Genomic DNA, 22,039 nt, shown 5'->3' on the forward strand with positions numbered 1-22,039 from the left:
CAGCAACCAGCAGCACACAACAATAACATATACTCCTCTTCCAATGACCATGCAAATACGTATTGCCAGACCGACTGACCTTGAACAGATTGTAAGCATCTACAATCAAGCGGTTGCCGAGGGGAACTGTACCGCTGACACCGAAGCACTCACCGTTGCTGATCGTCGGGAATGGTTTGCAGAGCACAGCCCTGAAAAATATCCTATTTATGTTATTGCAGAAGAGGCAACTGCCCCCATCATCGGCTGGTGCAGTCTCAGCGCCCACCGCAAGGGAAGGATGGCATTAGCGAATGTGGCTGAAATAAGCTACTACGTGAACAAAAACCATAGAGAAAAAGGAGTTGGCAGACAACTTATGCGCCACGCATTAGAAAAGGCACCAACACTTGGCCTTCACAACCTCTTTGCCATTCTCCTTGACACAAATAAGATCAGTGTTGATTTTCTTGAAAAAAACGGATTTTCACGGTGGGGCCACCTTCCTGATATCGCAGAATTTCCGAACAGAGTTTGCGGCCAGTATATTTATGGCCGGAAGGTGTGACATTACTTTCAGGTACTCGAGAAACGTATTACAAATGAGTTTTATTTACCTGATTACCACTGATCCTCAGCCTAACCGCCTGAGGAGGAGTTGTTTCGTGTTGATTATATGGGCATCTGCGGCCTGGACGGCCGCAGCAGAGGCCCCAGGGATGGGTTTATGGCGTCCCATATAATCGACACGGAACAGCTCCGGGTTGCAAAGCTGAGTTTCGATGGTAATCAGATTTATTTATCACGTAACTCTCTCATTTTAAAACCTATTTCTTACAATAAAAAAACTTTGCACAGTATAAAGCTTGATATCGCTCAAGATCGTAGTGTCTTTTCATATAACTCTTCCAACTTCCCTATTCTTTGCTTAAGGGCAGGGTAATAGTAAAGGTAGATCCCTGCCCTGGCTCAGATTCAACCTCCAATGTGCCCCCATGTTTATTGACAATCACATCCCGGGCAATAGCCAGCCCCTGACCGGTCCCCTTTCCAACTTCTTTGGTAGTGAAAAATGGATCAAAGACCTTGGCCTGAATCTCTGGTGGGATACCGCAACCAGTATCGCGCACACGAATCTCCATCTTATCAGCTATCTGCCGAAGCGAGATGGTAATTTGTCCCATTGCTTTATCGGGGTTATCACCCAGTTGGCGTGCAATGGCATGGGAAGAATTCACCAACAGATTGAGAAAGACCTGCCCCATTTCATCGGAAAGGCATGGAACCTGGGGTAAATTATCAGCGAAGTCCATTTCCACAGTCGCCACATATTTCCATTCATTCCGGCAGACAGTCAACGTGGTGTTAATGAGATCCGGGAGTGAAAGCATCGTCTTTTCCTTGCTGCCAGGATGGGAAAATTCTTTCATTGCCTTAACTATGGACGCAATTCGTTGTGCTCCGTCCTTGGATTGCTCAATGGCCTGAGGAAGCTCTTCAGAGAGAAATTCCCAGTCTGCATCTTTCAAAAGCGTTTCTATTTCTTCAAGCAAGTGAGGCGTGACCTTATCGTTCTTTGTCGCTATCAGCAATCGATGATACCCCTCAAGTAACATGCTGATATCCTGAAAGCTCTCATCCATAAAACTTATATTGCTGGAGATAAATTGAGTCGGGGTATTAATCTCATGGGCAATACCGGCAGCCAATTGTCCTACTGATTCCAACTTTTGGGCATGGAGCAATTGAGACTGCAATACTTCCTTCTCCTGGGCCTCCTTTAATCTCTTGGTAATATCACGAACAATGGCAACGCACCGTCCTACTCCTTCGGCGGGTTTTACGTACTGTAAAAAAACTTCAACAGGAATACACTTGCCAGTTTTGGTGAGATGCTCCGTGCTAAGAGTCAAAGATTCCTTCTTACCATCGAGTAGAGGGGCAATCAATGCCCTAAATGATTCCTCGGTGAAGCTCGGCGTTATGTCCACTGGAGTCATCTTAAACAATTCTTCAGAACTATAACCAACCTGGTGTATCGCACCTTGATTGACATAGATAAAACGAAGCGTTTCAGGTTGAAACATAAAGACGCAATCGAGAATTTGATCCAAAGTCATCTTAAACTCATTGAGAGAGCTTTGGATACGCTTTCGTTGGGCCAACTCATGGTCAAGAACGGTCATGGTGAGTCGCAAACGACCATTGAGACGTCCGATATAGATGATTACAGTGACCCCAATGACAAGCAATATAACAAGTCCAATCAGCCAGGGTTTGTACTGGTCGACTAACTGTTGGAGTGTAATCTCTTCGACCATATCGTAGGGAGCAAATTTGATAGCCTTCAGACAGTCGTGCACTGTATTATAATCAAGAGGGATGGTCCATCCTACCATACCGGCGTTTTTTGCCGCCTCATCTCCGGGTTGCATCTGAAGCAGAGCGACTACGACATCCCGAGCCAATTCATCATCAGTATGAGCAACCTTGGCGAAAGGCCATTCAGGATAAAGAGTTGTGGTGTGGAGATATCTGAAATCTGGATTTGCAAGAGCCTGCGCATCCAGAACCCGAAATTGATCTAATTTTATTTTTCCTTCCTGAGCCATCTTCTCAAGAATGCCGGTTCGAACAGTTCCTGCATCGACTGTCTTCTTCAATACCGCCATTACCACGGCATCATGAGTACCACCAAAAAGAAGCTCCTGGAAATCTTTTTTGGGATCGACCTTGTGATCAAGCAGATAACGCCACGCCATATGCCAACCACCAAATGACTTTTCATCAACCGCAATAAATCGTTTTCCCGAGAGATCTTTCACCGACTGAATATCTTTACGGTCACTTAGGCAGAAAATTACTCCACCAAATTGAGTCATCCCCATTTCAGAGCTTTTTGTCTTCATGGTAACCATCCGAGCCTCACCATAGTGATACTCCAGATTAACGTACATGGATGAGTTGGTGATTGTAAAATCAACCTTCTCTGCTCCCACATATTGAGACATCTCGTCAAAATCTAAAGGAATAATAGAAAAAGTCTTTCCAGGAATTTTCTTTGTAAGATATGCAGCCGTGGCATCCCATTGTCGTCGGGACTTTTCTTTACCACGAAGTGCCAAGACACCTATTTTGACCTCGGCTAGCTGACTTTGATCCTTTTGTTCAGCAAAAACCGAAACTGGAAAGATCAAAAAGAGGCAAAATATTAAAATTATAACGAATAATGAGTAAAAAGTTAGGTTGTATTGCCTTTTCATATCCGTCTATTTTTTATAGGTTAATAAGGAAAACGTCGAATACTCTTGCACAAGAACATCTGAAAAAAAAATCATCCACAGGAACAATGAACACAGGGTGACTCTTAGGTAACCCCAAATATTACAAAGAGAATCGAAAACTCGTTCACCGCTTATCAAACGGTCAAGAAACCGTATAGTTTTTTTTTCGAATAGAAACGAAGCTCAACATTGAAAATGTTATCGCACGGTAATATTCAAGTCAAGGAATTGCGAATAAATACACAGCCCCAGAATTAGCTGGCTGCCCGACAAACCCTCTTGTCATATTGCAGACCTTGGGCTACCCGGTACGATGATTTCGTTTGTTGGGGGGGGAAACCTACGGCGGAATATTTCAAAGACAATACTATCCCAACACTTCTTAAAGAAGTGTCGTAATCAGCTGTTACTCTAGCCCATATTTCTCTTGTTTTTTCAAACGCTTAACATGCTATAATCCTGAACCTGATACGTCCATAAATGGCAAACGGTTTGTTAATAAAATGTTCACCAAAGGCAAGTGGATATAAATTACTGAGATACTACAATTTAGCATCAATCTGCAATGCCATATCGGTATCACTCAAGGTACCAACTAATTGTTTAAAATGAATCAGAGTTGTTATGTAGCTATATCTTGCATTCTGATACCTATTACTTACAATAAAAAAATCCCTTTGCACATTGAGGACATCAAGCATGGGCTGTAAGCCCTCTTTGAAATTTTCCTCTTTTATTTGCAAAGATTTCCTATTGGCTTCCACTGCATTTTTATAGGCTTCAATGGATACAAGAATTCTCTGCAGACTGTTCCAGGTCGCTGTTGTTTGACGAACAATGGAGCGTTGAGTTGCAACGATACGCTGTTTTGCCGCCCTGTAACGTTTCTCCCTGGCAATGAAATCTGCCAGATCACGTCCACCACTAAGGAGTTCCATTTGCAGTTTTATTCCACAATCCGTACGATCGCGCTCCCAGCCATAGCCGTTCAAATCATCACTAGGGCTGGTTCGTTCATACTCAACAAAGAAGTTGAGAGCAGGCAGAAACCGTCCCATGCTGATTTTTTCATCCAGCCGTGCAGCTTCTGATTGCAACCTGCTGATACTGCAATCAACATTATTTTCTTTGGCAGTTTGCAGCCAGTACTCAAAATCATTTCCAAGTAACTCAAAAAAACTGTCCTCTTCATCAAGCCCTTTCAGTTCCTCCAATACAGGTTCGCCAAGAGTTTCCGAAAGAGCCTCTCTGGCATCCACCAGCTTAGCCTCCTGAACAGCAGAGATAGCCTTTGTGGTTTCATAGCGGGCCAGAATATCATACAAAGCCGATTGATCCTCTAATCCTAGTGCATGACCGGTTCTTGCTGTCTCTAACTGGCTCTCCAGAATCTGAAGTTTAGCATTGGCAAATTTCAGCTCATCCTGAGCGGAAACTTGTGCAAAATACCGTTCAACAACCCGTACAACGAGCTGCTCACGTGCCTTTCTAAGTTCCATGGCAGCGATGTCCATTTCACAACTCCCCCGCCTCGCCCTGTATATTTTTTCCAGGTCAATTAGGGGTTGCTCCAGAATAACAGCAACCTCATCGTCATAAAAATTGAGATGACGATCTTCAAGCTCGGCTATATCTTCAGGAGAGTACTCCAGATTACTGCGCATAATCTTGCCGGAGACCGCAAGCCTTGGCCCAAGGGCTGCAACCTGCGCCCAACCATCGGCGTTCTTTGCCTCGGCGTCCATTTGCTCTACCTTAAAACGAGCATCGTTCTCCTGTGCAATTCTCAATGCGGTCACGAGATCAAGAGCAAAAGCCGATATCCCCATGACATGCAGGAACAAACAGGCAATAAGGCAAGACAGGATCTTTTTCAATCGGATATTAATGAACGGTTCCTCCCGACTCATCTTCACCTGAAGCGGTTTTCCCTTTTAGGGGTTGGAGTTTACGAGCAGTGATTCCACCTGTTTTGGGATCGGGAGCAGCCAATCGTATAACTTTACCTGGAAATTCATTTAGCTGGAGGTCATGCAACATGTTCTCCACCCCACCAAAGGGTGCCACGATATCGATAATCCATAGGCGATCACCACAATTCCAGTCTTCGGGGCGTAATTTTCCACCGTTTGCAAAAAGCCTGGCTTCTGCCTCTTTATTTAAGAAGGCCCAACTGATAAAAGAAGTTGGATACTCCTTTTTCATGAAGAGTTTACATTGCCCGGCTATGAGTGGTGGCATAAGCAGCCATTCCAGGTCAGCGATAAAATGATAACGTCTGTGAGACGACTGCATATAAAGCAACAACACGGGTCCCATCGCTGGCAAGCGTTTCAGGATTTTCATGGATTGCTTATGAATTTCTTCTTTAAAAGCTTCGTTATCTACCGCTTCTGCGGTTTTAATCTTATCGTCCTTCTTTTGGCTCATCTCTATGACTCCCGTAAACTTTGATCTTTATAGCGTAGCATTGGTCCCAGAAAATAATGGATGACACGTCTTTTTCCTACTTTTATATCGGTGGTAACCGTCATTCCGGGTAAAATTTGTCCCTGTTTCCCATTAATAACATTGGGTAATTGATAACTGTCCACAGAGATCCGTATGGGATATATCGCCCCCAGTTGTTCATCCATAACAGCATCCCTGCCGACCCATTCAATCTCACCTTCAAGATCACCATGGCGGGTAAAGGGATAGGCAGCCACCTTAACAGATGCATTTTGACCAATGGAGACAAACCCGATATCCTTGTTAAGCAGTTTCGCCTCTATCTCAAACCCACTGTCCATGGGGACGATGGTCATCAGTGGTTGAGCAGATGTAACAACTCCACCAACGGTATTAATTGCGAGTTGTTGCACAATTCCATCCACCGGTGAGCGCAGTTCCCGGTTAACAAATTTATTTTTGGCCTTGGTGAGATGCTGGACCAATGCCTCCTGTTTCTTTTGGGCTTCTGTCAGCTCTTTGAGCAGTTCTTTTTTATATTCACTCTCCCACAACTGCTTTTCATCCTTTCTTTGTGAAAAACTGAGTTCAAGCTCTTTCATCCTGTTTTTTTCAGTGCCAAGTTTTTTTCGCACCTCATTTATTTCCATCTGGGCCTGAAGATATTTGCCACTGGCGAGCATCTCTTTCTCTGCCATTATTTGTTTCTTTTCGTATAGTTTTTCTGCCAGTGGTAACGATTCTTGCAACCATCCGATGGTTGCCTCCACCGATTTCAGTTCCGCCTCTGCTCTCTCGATACTGTGATCCATGGCGGCCATCTTTTCTTTCCGTGCCAGAAGGGACTGATGAAGAAGCCGCTGCTGCAATGAAATCTCATCTTCTCCTGCTTCATTCGGTGCAGTAAAAAGACCGGCATCCCCAGCAAGTTGTGCTCCCAACCGCGAGACAGCCAGTTGAGTCGTTATCAGCTCTCTTTCGAGGCTTTTCAGGTCTGCTTGGGACTCGGTTGAATCCATCCTTACCAGTAACTCACCTTTTTTAACCAACTGGCCATCGCTCACTGCAATCTCTGTCACAATACCGGGTTCCAACGGTTGAACAACCTTTACTCTCCCCTTAGGAATCACAACGCCTGTGCCAGTGGCAATAATATCAATTTGTGCAACAAAGGCCCAGATAATGACAAATAGAGCGAGGGTAACAAGAAGCAGAACTATAACCCTTGAAAAGGGTGCAGGAGGCCGCTCCAACACCTCAATGGTTGCCGGCATAAATTCAAAATCACGGCGAATACCATTCTGTTCTTTATATTTTTTTATAAAATCAGGCATAACACCCCTCATGGATACTTTGCAGTGTTGCAAATCTGCCACCGGCCTTCAGCAAGGCCTGCGGAGTATCATTTTCCACGATGCGACCATGTTCAAGGCTGATGATTCTATCGGCACGACGAACGGTTGTGAGCCGGTGAGCAATAATAAACACCGTCCGTCCCTCACATATCTTGCGCATATTTTTTTGAACATGCATCTCCGACTCATAATCAAGGCCACTGGTTGCCTCGTCCAGGATGAGCATTCCGGGATCCGAAGCAAGGGCGCGGGCGATGGCAATTCGCTGGCGCTGTCCGGTGGAGAGCCGACACCCTCTCTCCCCCACTAAAGTGTCGTATCCTTCCGGTAGTCCAAGAATTAAGTCATGTACCCCCGCAAGCGTTGCAGCAGCAATGACTTCTTCCATCTCCAGATTCGGCACATTCAGGGTTATGTTATCTCTGATGGATCGGTTAAACAGTACCCCGTCCTGAATAACCACTCCAATCTGTCGCCTTAGCCAGGAGCTGTCAGCCATGGAAATATCAACGCCATCAATAAATATTCGTCCCTTTTCCGGGACATATAAACGTTGGAGTAATTTCACCAAAGTTGTTTTTCCGGAACCGGTCGTTCCAACAATACCAATGACCTCACCGGCTTTTACTGAAAACGAAACATCCTGCAGAACTTCTGTTCCTTCCGGGGTGAATCTGAAAGTAACATCCTCAAAGCGTACATCTCCCTTAATTGCCGGCAAACTTACCTTGGAAGGATCAAATCCCGGTTCTGGAGCAGTGTTAAAAATATCACCGATACGAGCCACTGAAACATTTACCTGCTGCAATTCTTTCCAGATTCGGGAAAGGCGAAGGATTGGAGCAATAACCCTGGACGAGAGCATATTAAAAGCAATAAACTGACCAACCGTTAAATTCCCATGCAGTACTTCTTTGGCACCAAACCAGAGAAGCAAAACAGAAAGTATCTTACTGATTATTCCGGTGGTTTGGCTGATCAAATTGGAAAGATGTCCTCCTGAAAAACCGATCTTCACATGATTTGCCAGACGTTTCTCCCACTCTTCACGAACTTTAGGTTCAGCAGCATTTGCCTTGATGGTCTCCATACCAGCCAGGGTTTCCACCAGAAACGATTGCTTGTCCGATCCCGCTGTATAGCGATCTTCAAGTTTGTTACGCAGCAAAGGAGTCAAAAGAAAAGAGGCACCAAAAAGCAAGGGAAGAGCAACCATTACCAGCATGGTCAGAAAAGGGCTGAAGAGATACATGACAAAAAGGAAAACGATCAGAAAAAACAGATCGAGAAAGAGCATCAGCCCAGAGCCGGTAATAAAGCTGCGTACATTTTCAAGCTCCTTCATCCTGGCAATGGTATCGCCCACCTGCCTTGACTCAAAATAGCTTAAGGGGAGACTCATCAGGTGCTTAAATAACTGTACACCAAGCATGAGATCAATGCGGTTGGCAGTATGAGACATAAGATAGGTTCGCAGGCCGTTCAATGCGATTTCAAAAAAGGAAACGACAACCAGGGCAAAAACCAGGACATCAAGGGTGGAAAGACTGTTATTGCTTAACACCTTATCAATAACAATCATAAAGATAAGGGGCGAAAGGAGGCCGAAAATCTGCACAAAAAAAGATGCCAGGAGGCAATCCCGCAGCACACTCCAATATTTGCGAGAAGATTGTACAAACCAACCCAGGCCAAACGCTTGCCTGCTTCGTTGTTGTGTCGTTCGTTTTTTCAGCAAAAGGATCTGGCCGCCCAGATCCTTTTGAAATTCCTCAATATTGACCCAACTGCCCCTGGCTTCGCCAACCTGCTGTACCAGAACTTTCTCCCCCTGCTCGTCTTTTCCACCCACCAAAACAAAATCACCACTTTTGCGCTCTGCAATAATGGGAAACAGCCCAGGATTCACTTTGGAAAGATCCTTGCTTACGGGTTTGGCCTTAAAACCAATCTCCTGAAAAATTCGAGCCAGCTCTATGAGCTGGAGCTTACCTGTATCTCGGCCAAAGTGATGTTTTATCTGCTCCATGGTAATAGGGTTTCCATGAAGTTTTGCCGCAATCGCGACACAGAACAACCCACTTTGAAGATTTGCCTTTTTTGTGTTTTTGGTCATTTCTATTTCTACAATTATGCCGCGAGAGCCAGGGCGCCATCATCGACATCATCGGGTTGGAGAGCATCATCAAACTGGTCAAAAACGATGATATCCTCAGTTGTTGAATTGCCTGCTGAGTCGGTGAAATTTGATCCTGCGGCTGCATCTGATTGCAGTTGCTGGGCAATTCGATTGATCTCAGCTTCACTTATTTCCTGATCTGCTTCTGTGTGCGGTGTGTTTTCGTCACCAGATGCACTATCCTGTGTCTCTGTGCATTCCTTTTCTGGTTCCTCTTGAATAATAGGTTGTGTTTCGCCTGCAGCAAGGGGAATTGCATCACTCTCCTCAGCCGGAAGACCTTCTGTAAAGGCGAGCTCTTCACCACGTAAAGCAACATCGCCAACTTCAGCACTGCTTCCATCTTCCAGGTGATACACCGTTGAGCCAAATACTGTGTTTCCTGCAATTACCTCTTCCTTACCATCGCTTTTGAGCTCAATATCACTTATTCCGGCATCATCAAGGGTTTTAAATTCCCCCTCATCACTGATGCCGTTGGAATTTTTATCCTGCCATATGCCAAAGTCACTCCACGCCGCATCTTCTTTACTGAAAATTCCATCGTTGTTGCTGTCAAAGGCCTGCAAGCCTTCAAGGTCAGTGGTGGCACCCGGCAAATATTCCTTGAGCATCAACTCATCTGCTCTGGTCACCGCCCCGTCATGATTGTGGTCGTAGACCAGAAATCCATCGTCTGCTGCAACCCAGCCGCTGGATTCTGCTATTGTGTCACGGTTCCAATCGAAGGTTACTCCTTCCTCAATACCCAGCAGTTCAACGCCGTCTCCGTCGAGGTCGAGGATTACCGGGCTGTAAAGGTAACGGAATGTGTAATTTTGGTAACCGGGTTCCGCATCCTCTGTTCCTCCCCACATCTGGATATACATCGTTCCTGAAGCACCGCGCTGATCAACTCCTGTTAGTGTGAATGAGGCAGGGATGCCATATTGTAGCACTCCATGATAATAAAAAGAGCTATTGGAGTTTTTATAAACGGTTCCATGGCTCACTTGGGCTGCGGATACGGTAACCGTATCGCCATAATTTCTGTCATATACAGCGATATTGAAATATACGTCGTAGAAGTTTACGTAACTATCGTGACTCCAGTCTACAGATTGTATTGAAAGCTCAGGGGCGAAATTATGCTCAACAATCTGGTTCATAATCAAACGGCTGGGGGCCGTGCCACCATGACCATCGGAAACCGTATAACTCACCTCCACATGGCGTTCCCCCCCTGACGGCTGTACCCAGAGATATCCTCCCTCGACCTTAACGTTTGCAGAACCTGAAGAAACGTAAGGACTGACGATGGTGAGGCTGTCACCATCCACATCAAAATCATTCGCTACCAGGCCGGCAATGCTGTATTTGTTCCAGATATGGGTTTCCGCAGGAGATGCAATATCCTCCTGAGCAACAGGATTGTCGTTAACGGGCTGGACGTAAATTTCTGAAGTCCCGGTGCTGACGGCACCGAAGGAATCGGTTACCTGATACTGAAAAGTCTCAACTCCGCAAAAATTTGCATGGGGATTGTAATAGATGGCACCCGTTCCCGAATCGTAGGAGAGGATACCATGGGCGGCTCCAACAACACCTGTAAAACTGAAGGAATCACTTTCATAGACCGAGTCCATCTCAATGTCGTAATCATTGGCAATCAGCTGGGCGGCGTTGAATTCAAAGGAATTGTCTTCCACGGCACCTTCAATCCGCTCAGGAACCAGAATGGGAGCATCATTGACAGGATCAAGATCCACAAAGGCAACAGCGCTAACCGGATCACTGATCCCGTCACTCACCGTATATTCAAAACTTGCCTGCCCCGGATAGTTGTTGTTAAAATTCAGCTCAGGGGTAAACTCTATTTTTCCATCACCGCGCAAAGTCACCGTTCCATGGGTAGCATTCCCAACCCCAGTGATAAAAAGGGTATCACCATCCACATCGGTATCGTTGGCAAGCAGGGTCTCCTGATCAAAAACAGCAATGATATCCTCCTGGCTGAAAAGGATCTCAGAATAGGCATCCGGGGAGGTATTCAGCTTCACATCAATGGTGGCGGTGGCCTGACTCTCACCACCATTTCCGTCTGTTATGGTGTAGGTGAGGGTATCTATACCAACCCAGTCGTCACTAGTCGCCTGATAATGGATAAAACCGTTTACATCCTGGCTCACCGTGCCATATTCAGCGTTGCCAAAACCAGTTATCTGAAGGGTATCGCCATCCACATCTGTGTCATTGGCCAGCAGCACGGCAGAGCTGTAGACATTATCATAACTGTTATTTGACCAGGCGAGGATATGGTCATCATCCATAGCCTGTGGAATGTCATTTTCACCAAGAACATTAACCACGATCAGCCCCGTTCCGATTCCGGCTTCCGTATCGGCCACCGAATACCTGAGAGTGGCTATGCCAAAAAAATCTTCATCCGGTAAAAAGTGGAGGAGACCGTTTTCATCCAGCCAGCCATCTCCACCCGTGGATGCGGAAATTCCCATAAAGCGCAGATCCGTTTCATCTTCTATATCGGAAGCACCCGCCATAAGGGTTGCCGAATCAAAGGTGATCTCCCCGTCTTCCGTCATGGTGGCCGTTGTCGTTGCCATCTTAGGCAGATCATTTACGGGGGCGATATGAATGGTCATGCTGCCGGTTACTTCCATGCCCTGGCCATCACTTACCGTGTAGCTGAACTGGCCGCTGCCGTAAAAATCCGCATCGGGAGTATAGGTGTAGACCCCCTTATCCTGAGAAAAACTTCCCCCGCTGATGGCTGAGAGCGAGGTGAAGGTGAATTGATCACCATCCGGGTCATCGATAAAAGAAGCCATCTCCTGCTGAGTAAAGACGATGGCTTGATCTTCATTGATGAAACGCTGGTCGTAAAGGATAGTGGGCGCATCGTTGATGCCCAGAACCTGCACCGGCACCATGGTGCTTTCCCGGTTTCCCTCTGCATCTTCCACCGTGTATTCAAATCCTGCCTGAGAACCGGAATAGTCCGCGTCGGGGGTGAAAACAATATCGCCGTTCTCGGTACTCATCAGGGTTCCGTGAGATGGTGCCCCAAGTCCAATAAAACGGAGCTCTCCATCCCTGTCATGGTCATTGGCCATCAGGGCTGAGATGGTGGTGCTGACAGCCACCTCTTCATCGGTTATCAGGGTATCATCACCAAAATCGGTGGCATCATTTACGGAGAGGATATCAATATGGAGCCGGCCGGAAACCGCGGCGCCATGCGCATCCTCCGCTGTATAGTCAAGGGTGGCATCACCATGGTAATCGCCGTCCGGCGTGAAGGTATAGATCCCGTTTTCTTCAGTGACCACGCCACCGCTTATATTGGTGATGGCACCGATGGACGGGCTCTCACCGTCTCTGTCCTGAATAAACTGTTCGATGACGGCGGCATCGAAGACTATCGGTTGGTCTTCATTGGTGCTTATCGAGGTGCTTATGATTTCCGGAGCATCATTGACAGCAGCAACATGTACCTGTACGAACGTGATTGACTGGTTACCGTCTGCGTCTGCAACCGTGTAGTCAAACCCTGCATCATTGCCGGAGTAATCCGGCTCCGGGACAAAGGTGATACTCCCATTTCCATCCTGAGAAACCGTGCCATGCAAACCATTCCCCAAAGCAACAAATTCGAGGGGCCCTTCAACATCAGAATCATTGGCCAACAGCTCCGTAACCGTCGTTGTAACAGAAGTGTCCTCATCGGTGGTCAGGATGTCGGCCCCGAACACTGTTGCATCATCCACGGATAAAATATCTATCTGCAGGGTACCGGTGACGATTCCGCCATTACCATCGCTTGCGTTGTAATCAAGGGAAGCGGCACCATGGTAGTTGGCGTGGGGGTAAAAGTATATAAACCGTTCTCTTCACTCACCACTCCGCCATTGACGTTTACGATACCCGTGAGGGTTACATTGTCTCCATCCACGTCCTGAAGAAAGCGTTCAATGGTTGAAGCATCAAAGGTGATGGCCTGATCTTCGTTTGTGGATAGAGTGTCTGTGAGGATCTCCGGAGCATCATTGCTTCCTGTCACCTCCACGCCGACAAAAGCAGTTGATTCAAGACCTTCATCATCCTTAATCGTGTAATTGAATCCGGCTTCGGCGCCAAAGTAGTTGGAGTTGGGGGTAAAAGTGATGTTGTTGTTCGCGTCAACTGAGACGCTCCCATGCTCAGCATCACCCACCGAGACAAAATGTACAGATCCTCCTTCCGGATCACTGTCGTTTGCCAGCAGATCTCCAACGGCAATTAACAGCGGTGTTTCCTCCGTGGTCTGAAAACTGTCTGCACCCATGGCAACGGGATCATTGACCGGCAATATCTCAAACTCAAGGTGACCCTGCACCGTGCCCCGATGGCTGTCATTGGCCTGATAGTCAAACGATGCGATGCCGGAATATCCTGCTTCGGGGATAAACTTGAAGAAGCCGTTTTCTACAACAACACTGCCGTGCTCAATATTGGTGATGAAATCGAGATGCAACTGATCGCCATCGGCATCGCTTACAAACCTGGCAATCTCTTCCGGGCAGAAGGTGATGGGTTCGTCTTCGTTGATTGCGGGGTAGGTAGTGCTGCTTACCTGGGGCGCTTCCCGCTGGTCCAGGACTTCAATGGCGGCAAAGCCGGTGCTGAGATTGTCGGACTGATCCGTGACGGTGTAAGAAAATCCCGCTTCGGTTCCCGCATAATCAGCATCCGGGATAAAGGTGACAGTACCGCTCGTATCCATGCTTACCTGGCCGTGTCTGGCACCATGGACCCCTGTCAACTGGATTGTTTCTCCGTCGTATTCGTGGTCATTGGCCAGGAGTTTGTCTACCGTGGTTGTCAGGGAGTGATCTTCGAGGATAATAAACCTGTCGTCGGTGGGTACTGGACCGAGATTTTCATCAAGTATGGTGAGGCTGGCCTCTCCCCTTTGCGGGTAGGTACCGTCGTGGGCCATATAACTGAAATTCAGGGTTCCGGTGAAACCCTTTTCGGGAGTGAAGAGTAAACGGTTATTTATCTCAGTAATTGTCCCATGTTCAAGACCACGAAAATGATCAAGGGTGATTGGATCGCCATCGGCATCGCTGTCATTGGTAAGCAGTTGATCCAGATAAAAGGAGTCTCCTTCATAAATGATGAAATGATCCGGGTTCAGTTCCGGCAGGTCGTTTTGATCTTCAACCACGATTAAGGCACGACGGGTGATGGTTTCTCCACTTGGGCCAAGTAAGGTGTATTCAAAGGAGGCCGTTCCTGCAAAGCCCTCGTCCGCCGCAAAACGCAGATCTCCATTAACATCTTCGTACAGTGTGCCGTGTTGTACGTTGCCGTAAGAAAGAAGGGTGTAGGATTCTGCAGACGAACTGTACGATGTTTCCTGAACAAGGCTGCTTGCCAGAAAGCGAAGGCTTGAATCCTGCACCATGGAAAAGTAGACTCCCTGGCTGGTGCCTTCAGGAAGTGGAGGTGCTTCAAAACCGGAAGGCAGATCCGTCTCGCTTATCAGGATGTTATTGGTAAGGAGTACATCAACCGGTTTCTGGTCGGGATAAAAGTACTCGTAAAAATCGCTTGCGGATAATTCCTGCCACCACTCAGGGATATTGGAATAGGAAGTGGCGGGTAGTGCGGGTGCCTTTGCAAAGGAGAAACCGGATACGCCGCTCTGTTCCGCAAAGGGATCGAAGGTGCTGCCAAGGCCGGGTAGCTGCGAAGAGAGGATCGCCTGCAGGTCTGTCTCGTCAGTGATAGGGGGAATAGTGTTACTGTCCGTGGGCTGCGCACTTTGCTGTTCGTAGGGGCCATTCCCGTTTGTCAGGTAACTTTCAAGGGCAGCCGCATCCAGCGGTTTTACATAATCTATATTGGTTTCCGGGTGTTCTATCTGTCCATAAAAGGCAGAGGCACAGGCCTGATCGACATCAAGGCCCAAGCCCATGGCCAGCAGCAGCCCTGAAGCCCCTGCAAAGTTATGTTGCAGACTGACGGCAGAAAGGAGCTTTCCGACGGTTTGTGAGGGGCGTTGCTCCGGGGTCAGGGGCAGGGATTTGATATCCTTATCACCGGCGACAAAGTGCTGCCCCTGGGGGCCGTTGGCGTTGCCGCCTCCTGTAAACACACCGTTGCCGTAGGTAACCCCTACCCGGGGAGTCCAGGATTCCCCATAGGTATAGGTCATGCCCCGTTTCACAAAGCCCATGGCGGCAAGGCTCGCGTCTACCTTCGCAAAATCTATATTGCCGCTACTGTCACGGGCAAGTTTAATGGCATCGTCTACCCTGTCGCCACGGTCTCTTGCGTAGAGGGCACCGCGCATATCCAACCCTAAGCGTGATCTGTCAGCTACACTGATCACTACTTTACCGCCATACTCAGAGGTGTATTTAATCTCCGGGTCTTTTCCTGCTTCCATGCGCAGGGATGGTAAACTACCATCGATGGTAACCCTGCCTCCCAATTCTTTGTATTTCTGGATTATGGCAATGAGTGGGGAGCCTGCTGCTCGCACGCTCTCTTTCATATCAGAATCGCCATGGACATCCATAATTACGTTGCCGTTTTCATCGAGGGCGAAGTCGGCTGTGGCTGAAGGGGGATCTTCGGTCATCAGCATATTGGCTATCTGAAGGACTGCTGCCGCTGCCCATCCCCAGGGGCCACAGGCCATTAGGACTGTGGTTGCAGCGGTGACCGCCGCACCCCTTACATCACCCATAGCTAGTTGGGCGCCTATGGCTAGGATGGACATAACGGGAATGCTACCGGCGATACTGCCGGTGGTGCCCAGCAGACTGCCTACGCTGCCAAGGCCACCGCTGATGACACCTAAACCGTCTACAACACCCGCGATGGCATTGTAGGTCATTATGGCGTTATTAACGGTACTGACAGTCTGATAGGCAATCCTGACAGCATCACCAGACTCCAGCACATCATCGAAGGAAGCGATGTTGCTGGCAAGGCCTATGGCTGAGCCTATGCCGCTCATGGTGTTTTCACCAAGGTTTATCGAATCAGAATACTGATCTATTCCACGTATAAGTTCAGTAGAAGAACTGGCAATTCCCCAGCCGTCTCCGTCTTCAATGGCATCAGCCAAGGCAAATCCAGCGGAGGCGATATTGAGTGCGGTGGCCCCAGATCCGACACCTTCAGCGTCGAGAAAACCGCCGCCGTTTGCATCCATATAGCTTTCAATATCACGCAGAAGATCAATACTGTTGCCGGCAATTCCCCAGCCGTCTCCTTCATCTACTGCCTGCCCGAATCCTATTCCGTGTTCGATGCCGTCTACTATGGCTTCGCTTCCATTGGATTCACTCAGAAACCCGTCACCTCCACCCGGCAGTGCATCGGCATAATCGTCAAGGCCGGATACAAACCCTGCACCTGTACGGGCCATATCCCAACCGTTTCCGGTGTTTATTGCGTCCCGTAGATCGCTCTCCGAGCTCATGAGATTAAGAAATTCTTTATTTAAATCTGCTTGTGGAATTTGTTGTTCGGATTCTTCTGCTTCTGCTTCAGATTGAACTGTATCAGATTCTTCTTTAGTAACAGCTATCTGGTCTGTTTGGTTCTGAGAATAGGGTACTCCATCCGCTATAAGTAAATCTGGATTTTCCAGTTGCTGCAACCGTGTTTCGGCCTGCTCAAAGCTAATGTCAAGACGCTCAGCTACTCGACCAACAACCTCCTCATAGGATAGATTTGACGAGTCTTTATCAGAATGAGTCACATCATATACAACAACCTTGGCCTCAAATAACTCGATCATTAGCGGCAGATAAAGGATACCGTAAACTCCTAAACCATCTATACTTTCTTGGGGAAGATTGCCCAAATCTTCTAGAAGCTGTATATCAGCCTCGTGCAGTAGCGCCGCTTCATTTGGTTGGTTTTCTGCTTTCTCATAAGCGAAATCATGTGTCATGCAACACTTATCAACATCATCAACTCCTTCTACCCATGGGTTTTCAGACGGTGGAGCATACTCCCTGCTCGTCCGCTCCCCAGCAAACCAACCTGGGCCGCAATACAACCCATAAGTTGGAACAAGAATTTTCAAATAATCTGTAAATGTCGGATTAACCCAGTATTCAGTGTTGTCTTCTAACTCCGTTTGTGGTGGCTCCTCTTCAGAGCTTGATGTTCCACTTTGATTGTTTCTGAGTAAATGCTCTGCAAATGAATCATCATTAGATGCAAGCAAAATTGGGTTTCCATCCGCATCGGTCATGGGGGTAGGCAAAGGGAATTCCCAATCTTCAGGTGGGATAACAATTTCATAACCAGCTTTAATCTGATCAGGATTATCTATTTCCAGGTTAAAAATGAGGATGTTTTCTACTGTGGTGTTATTGGCTTTTGCTAATTCAGAAAGGGTATCACCTGGCTGGATGGTGTAATTGTCAAAAGCTTGCGTTGTTTGCCCGGAGCTATTGCTGCCATGATAATCTGTTTGCGGTGGGGGGGGATTCTCAATGTTATTATTTAAAGGTGTATCTCCTTTAGAGTCAATGACGGAGACTTTAATGTTGGAATCAGATTGATAGTCAATGGTGATTTTGTCATTGGGGTTGAAAGGAATTGTCTGTTGATTGTCATCTGTACCGATATAAACGATACCGCTGGCATCCTCCTTGTATTCAACACTCCAATTGTTGTCTGGGTCGAGTATAATTGCTGGAGAGCCATCATCATGGTATAACACTTCAGCTTTGGGGTTATCCTGGATATTGGTGAACCGTATTCCATCGGAACCCTCCAGTTGCGTGATGATATGTCCCTGTTGCCGCAGAGAATCGACAACTTCCAGATTGCTTTCCAATGGCAGGTCACTGGTCAGGGTACCAGAGGTCATGTTGAAGGTTATTGTTTCGGGAGATGACGGGAGCGCGTCTGTTGTGTCTTCATGCCCTCTATCTTTAATCTCAGTCACTTTACCCCAAGTCCAATCCACACCGGTGTTAACGAGGCTACCGGCAACAATACCGACCAGCGGTGCAATGGGTGCAAGCGGTGTACTGCCCACTGCTCCTGTCACAACAATTTGCGCGACAGTCCCGGCTGTACTCGATAAAGTTGCCTGCATTATCCCTTCCTCTTTGGCACTGATGGCAATATCCAGAATTGCGCCGGGACCTGCACTGTTAAGATGAAGGAGCAACTTGCCACCGACAGGTAATGAGCCTCCAGCTTCAGCCAGTGTTTGTTCCATGGCTGTCTGTACTCGATCACGTGCGAGAGCGGTAAATACTGCTGGACCGGGAAGAAGATCAGAGAGGTCCCCTGTTTCCATTTCCAAACCATGACAACCAGTTATATCAACAGCATATTCTGAAGCATTGATTTTGGTTATCTCAGCCTGGGGCAAAACATCAGGTGATTCTGTGGTATCTGTTTTATGATCTTCATTCATAATTCATCCCCATTAATCCCTTATTGTACGACTGTTGTTTGTCTTGGTTGGGTGTTCAGGATACTGTTGAACTTCAGGATTTTCACATTGCTGTTTGATCAGGTTGAAAATTGTACCCTCAGCTATTTCCGAGTTTGTCTGGAATATTGCTCTATAACTGGCTATTTTTTCGTTTTCATTCGCCCAGTTGTCCTCAGGGAGACGCAACAGGGTATCTTCCCGGGCCTGGAGAAATTCCTTCACCAGATCACCGGAACAATCAAGATGCCCCAAGGAATAATCCTCATAAATCAATTTTGTGCAGGCACCACGTAGATATATATGCAGGACATACCACCATTCATTCTGGAACGTTGCATAATCATTATATACTTGAGGGCTAGTCTCTTTAGTATGTTCACGTAACTTTAGAAAAAGCTGAAAGTGGCGCCTTAGATTTTTCATATACTCTGTACCGATTTCCCTTTTATAATAATCAACGCCATATCTTTTTTTAAGGTACTCTGCCATAAATAGGTAGTACGCCTTAGCTGATCTGAAAAATAGCTTATAACGCCGCTGCCGATTTATTTTATCTTTCATGGGGAGCGTGGCGAGCGGCTCAAGGTGATGACTTACATCTCCGAAATACTGTTCATATCCCGTTGTTGAGTATACCCACTTGCCCTCATCATCCAGGTAATTAGACATATCGTCCTTTATGGGATTTAGCAGATAATAATTACCAAACCAGTGAAGCTCCCGTTCCCCATCATCTTCAGGGAGTATTTTCCAGCCTATATTGAAAAGTCCGTCTCGTACCATCCGAACAGGTTTTAAAATGATACTTTTAGGGCCAACCACTTTTGCCATGGGATAAATGCAAAACACCGAGATGGTAAAAGAGGTCACCATAAATGTCTTACCCAGGAAAAATGGGCGACCAGCTGTCTGTTTGGAGATCAGTGTTACCCAGCCAACCAGAAGGACTATACCGACAAATCGGGTAGTTTTTTTCAGTATCTGTTTGCCGGTTAACGGTTTTTTTGGTGATTTCTCAGGGATATAATCTTCAGTAGCCTTTTCCTGAAGATCGTTATCCATATATCCACAAACACAATGAACGGAGCTGTCATCATTATTTATTTCACCACATTCTGGACATTCCCAACTCATAAAAATTCCATACCGTATAATTTCCTGCTCCTACTGACTCTTTTATGCTTTTAGTAGTGTATGCCTTTGGTAAAAACACACGATTTATTATTGACCAGAAAGTTGCCCCAACAATCAGAGAGGCTATGACGAAGCTGGTGCTGTCACGAACTTTAATCTCTTTCTGGTGACGCTATACCTTGGTCAATAGCCTGTAAGTTTTTTGGCTTTAAAGACTGCCACTCTTTCTGTTGCTGAGGGAGTTTGATTTCGAACAGGTCTGTACCGTCACTGTTAATGCTCCAGTAGCTTAAAATTCTATTACGGTCTTTATCATCCTGGAAAATCACTCTTGAGCCATCTAGAGATATTGCGGCATCAGCAATATAACTTTTCATCATCGTTAGACGGTTGTTTTTTCCATCACGTTGCTTAATAAACAAATCATAATTAAAGCCTTTTTTCCCTGGATCTAATCCCTGTTTCTTATCTATTCCGTTTGTTATGGCTTTATACAGTATCTCCTCATGTTTTGTAATTCCAACCAATTTGGAGAATTTATAGTTCTTATGATAACTCTCAATCTCAATGAAAGGTTCTAAATCTAGTGCGTCGGGTACGTTTAATCTGTCGATGATAAATATCATATTATCCCAATATTTATTATAAAACGCATCAGACTCCTCGCTGTTTATTGACAGTGGGTATAATCCTGAGAAAATAATTTTCTCACCATCAGGTAAATAAAAACAATTTCCCAATTGATAATACTTATAAAAAGTCAACTGTGTCCTTTCCTCTCCACCAATATCCATCTCCCAGATATCCCAATGCTTATAACGGGTCTTCCCCCTATTGCGAATTTCGGCTGGCTTTTTGTAGAGAATACGTTTTGCATCAGGAGAAAAGGTGGGCCAAAATCGCATTCCCCAATCAGGGGTAATGATTTCATAGCTGAAATCACTCAAATCCATTATGGCAAACTTCTTTTTATCCCAGTGCAATCCCTTTTCGGTAACCTGACTGATTGTGAAAACCAGCTTCGTTCCGTCCCATGAGTAAGATGGTTTGCTCCAGCCTTGATTTTTCGGCGTTTCAAATAGGGAGAACTTTTCACTGGCAAAATCATAAAAACCGATGGTTCTGGTGTGGCGCTCTTTGTCCAACCCGTAATATTGGTAAGAGAATGCCATTGTCTGTCCATCCGGCGATAATGCCAGTCCACTCATCATTTCGGGTTGGCGTACATTTCTCACAACAGAACATCCTCCTAAACTGGCAGCAAATAGCACTATAATGGTAATATAATGCACCATATAGATTGGTTTAATTAGCAAATTGAGAGTATCCCCTCAAGCTGCTCCCCGGTTACTGCAGAATGTCCAACGAGTGTTATGTCCACACCAATTATCCGTTTATTATTCATATCTTGATCTCGTTCTCCATAAATCCCACAGGCAAACACCCTACCCGATAATTGCACGTTTGCCACCTACCAGAACGGGTAGGTTTTATGCTTTTTCTGCCTTTTTTTATAAGAAAATCAGATTATGCTTAACAGCCAGAGCTAGAGCATGGGAAGGACTGTAAACACCAATTCTTTTCATCATTAAAATCCAGGTAAACTTCCGAATACGCAATACTATTCTCCCTGAATCCCACCAATGCTGAAGCAATAATCTTTACCGACTCTTCATATTCACAACCACTTATCAGTTGCCACAGCAACACGATTACAAAAAAATGAGACAGATCTTTTCAAAAACTTTTAAAATCTCCTGAACCCCTCAAAATCATTTATAGGGACAGGATATTTTAAAAGAAGAGAAAATATCAACACCATCAATGCGAAAGGTAATATACAAGTTATCTCGCAATTTACTATCCGTAAATATACCTATTTTTCAATATAAACAGAAACTAATCCATACTGGTTGAAATGTATCATTGCAATCATTATTGGCTCAAAATCAACTCTAACTAATATAAAGGCAAATTGTTTATTGCGGCAGGCTGAAAGCACAGGCTAAGCGGACCTTCAACATCAGAATCATTGGCCAACAGCTCCGTAACTGTCGTTGTAACAGAAGTGTCCTCATCGGTGGTCAGGATGTCAGATCCAAAAACTGTCGCATTATCCACGGATAAAATATCTATCTGCAGGGTACCGGTGACGCTTCCGCCATTACCATCGCTTGCGCTGTAATTAAGG

The 22,039-nt window shown here is 46.2% G+C and carries 11 protein-coding genes; 1 reads left to right on the forward strand and 10 read right to left on the reverse strand.

Annotated features, from left to right (window positions below; all coding sequences use genetic code 11):
• The first annotated feature begins 43 nt into the window (after positions 1–43).
• Positions 44–547, forward strand: coding sequence for a GNAT family N-acetyltransferase (locus UWK_RS02020; RefSeq protein ID WP_015402681.1), 504 nt, complete (start codon positions 44–46; stop codon positions 545–547).
• Positions 548–896: 349 nt separating this feature from the next.
• Here the strand turns inward: UWK_RS02020 and UWK_RS18080 are convergent, their stop codons facing one another.
• From UWK_RS18080 to UWK_RS20100, 10 genes are all read right to left on the reverse strand, one after another.
• Positions 897–3,104, reverse strand: a complete 2,208-nt coding sequence (locus tag UWK_RS18080; protein ID WP_167320703.1) for a PhnD/SsuA/transferrin family substrate-binding protein — start codon at positions 3,102–3,104, stop codon at positions 897–899.
• A gap of 701 nt (positions 3,105–3,805) precedes the next feature.
• Positions 3,806–5,173 (reverse strand): TolC family protein, encoded by a 1,368-nt coding sequence (locus tag UWK_RS02040; RefSeq protein ID WP_015402683.1) that lies wholly within the window; start codon positions 5,171–5,173, stop codon positions 3,806–3,808.
• Positions 5,148–5,693 (reverse strand): toxin-activating lysine-acyltransferase, encoded by a 546-nt coding sequence (locus UWK_RS18085; protein WP_015402684.1) that lies wholly within the window; start codon positions 5,691–5,693, stop codon positions 5,148–5,150. Before UWK_RS18085 ends, UWK_RS02040 begins: the two co-directional genes overlap by 26 nt.
• Before the next feature lie 2 nt (positions 5,694–5,695).
• Positions 5,696–7,048 carry an HlyD family type I secretion periplasmic adaptor subunit gene (locus UWK_RS02050; RefSeq protein ID WP_015402685.1) on the reverse strand — a complete coding sequence of 451 codons (1,353 nt, stop codon included), beginning with the start codon at positions 7,046–7,048 and terminating at the stop codon, positions 5,696–5,698.
• Positions 7,041–9,185 carry a peptidase domain-containing ABC transporter gene (locus UWK_RS02055; protein ID WP_015402686.1) on the reverse strand — a complete coding sequence of 715 codons (2,145 nt, stop codon included), beginning with the start codon at positions 9,183–9,185 and terminating at the stop codon, positions 7,041–7,043. Before UWK_RS02055 ends, UWK_RS02050 begins: the two co-directional genes overlap by 8 nt.
• Before the next feature lie 14 nt (positions 9,186–9,199).
• Positions 9,200–13,015, reverse strand: coding sequence for a tandem-95 repeat protein (locus UWK_RS02060; RefSeq protein WP_041916268.1), 3,816 nt, complete (start codon positions 13,013–13,015; stop codon positions 9,200–9,202).
• 11 nt (positions 13,016–13,026) lie between these two features.
• Entirely contained in the window at positions 13,027–18,693 is a 5,667-nt protein-coding gene (locus UWK_RS02065) for a cadherin-like domain-containing protein (protein WP_015402688.1), read from the reverse strand.
• 12 nt (positions 18,694–18,705) lie between these two features.
• Positions 18,706–19,848: a hypothetical protein gene (locus UWK_RS02070; protein WP_015402689.1), complete on the reverse strand. Its 1,143-nt coding sequence runs from the start codon at positions 19,846–19,848 to the stop codon at positions 18,706–18,708.
• Positions 19,849–20,000: 152 nt separating this feature from the next.
• Positions 20,001–21,083, reverse strand: coding sequence for a TolB-like translocation protein (locus UWK_RS02075; protein ID WP_167320704.1), 1,083 nt, complete (start codon positions 21,081–21,083; stop codon positions 20,001–20,003).
• A gap of 724 nt (positions 21,084–21,807) precedes the next feature.
• Positions 21,808–21,990: a hypothetical protein gene (locus UWK_RS20100; protein ID WP_407637477.1), complete on the reverse strand. Its 183-nt coding sequence runs from the start codon at positions 21,988–21,990 to the stop codon at positions 21,808–21,810.
• Positions 21,991–22,039 lie beyond the last annotated feature (49 nt).

The organism is Desulfocapsa sulfexigens DSM 10523 (assembly GCF_000341395.1).
GTDB classification, from domain to species: Bacteria; Desulfobacterota; Desulfobulbia; order Desulfobulbales; family Desulfocapsaceae; genus Desulfocapsa; species Desulfocapsa sulfexigens.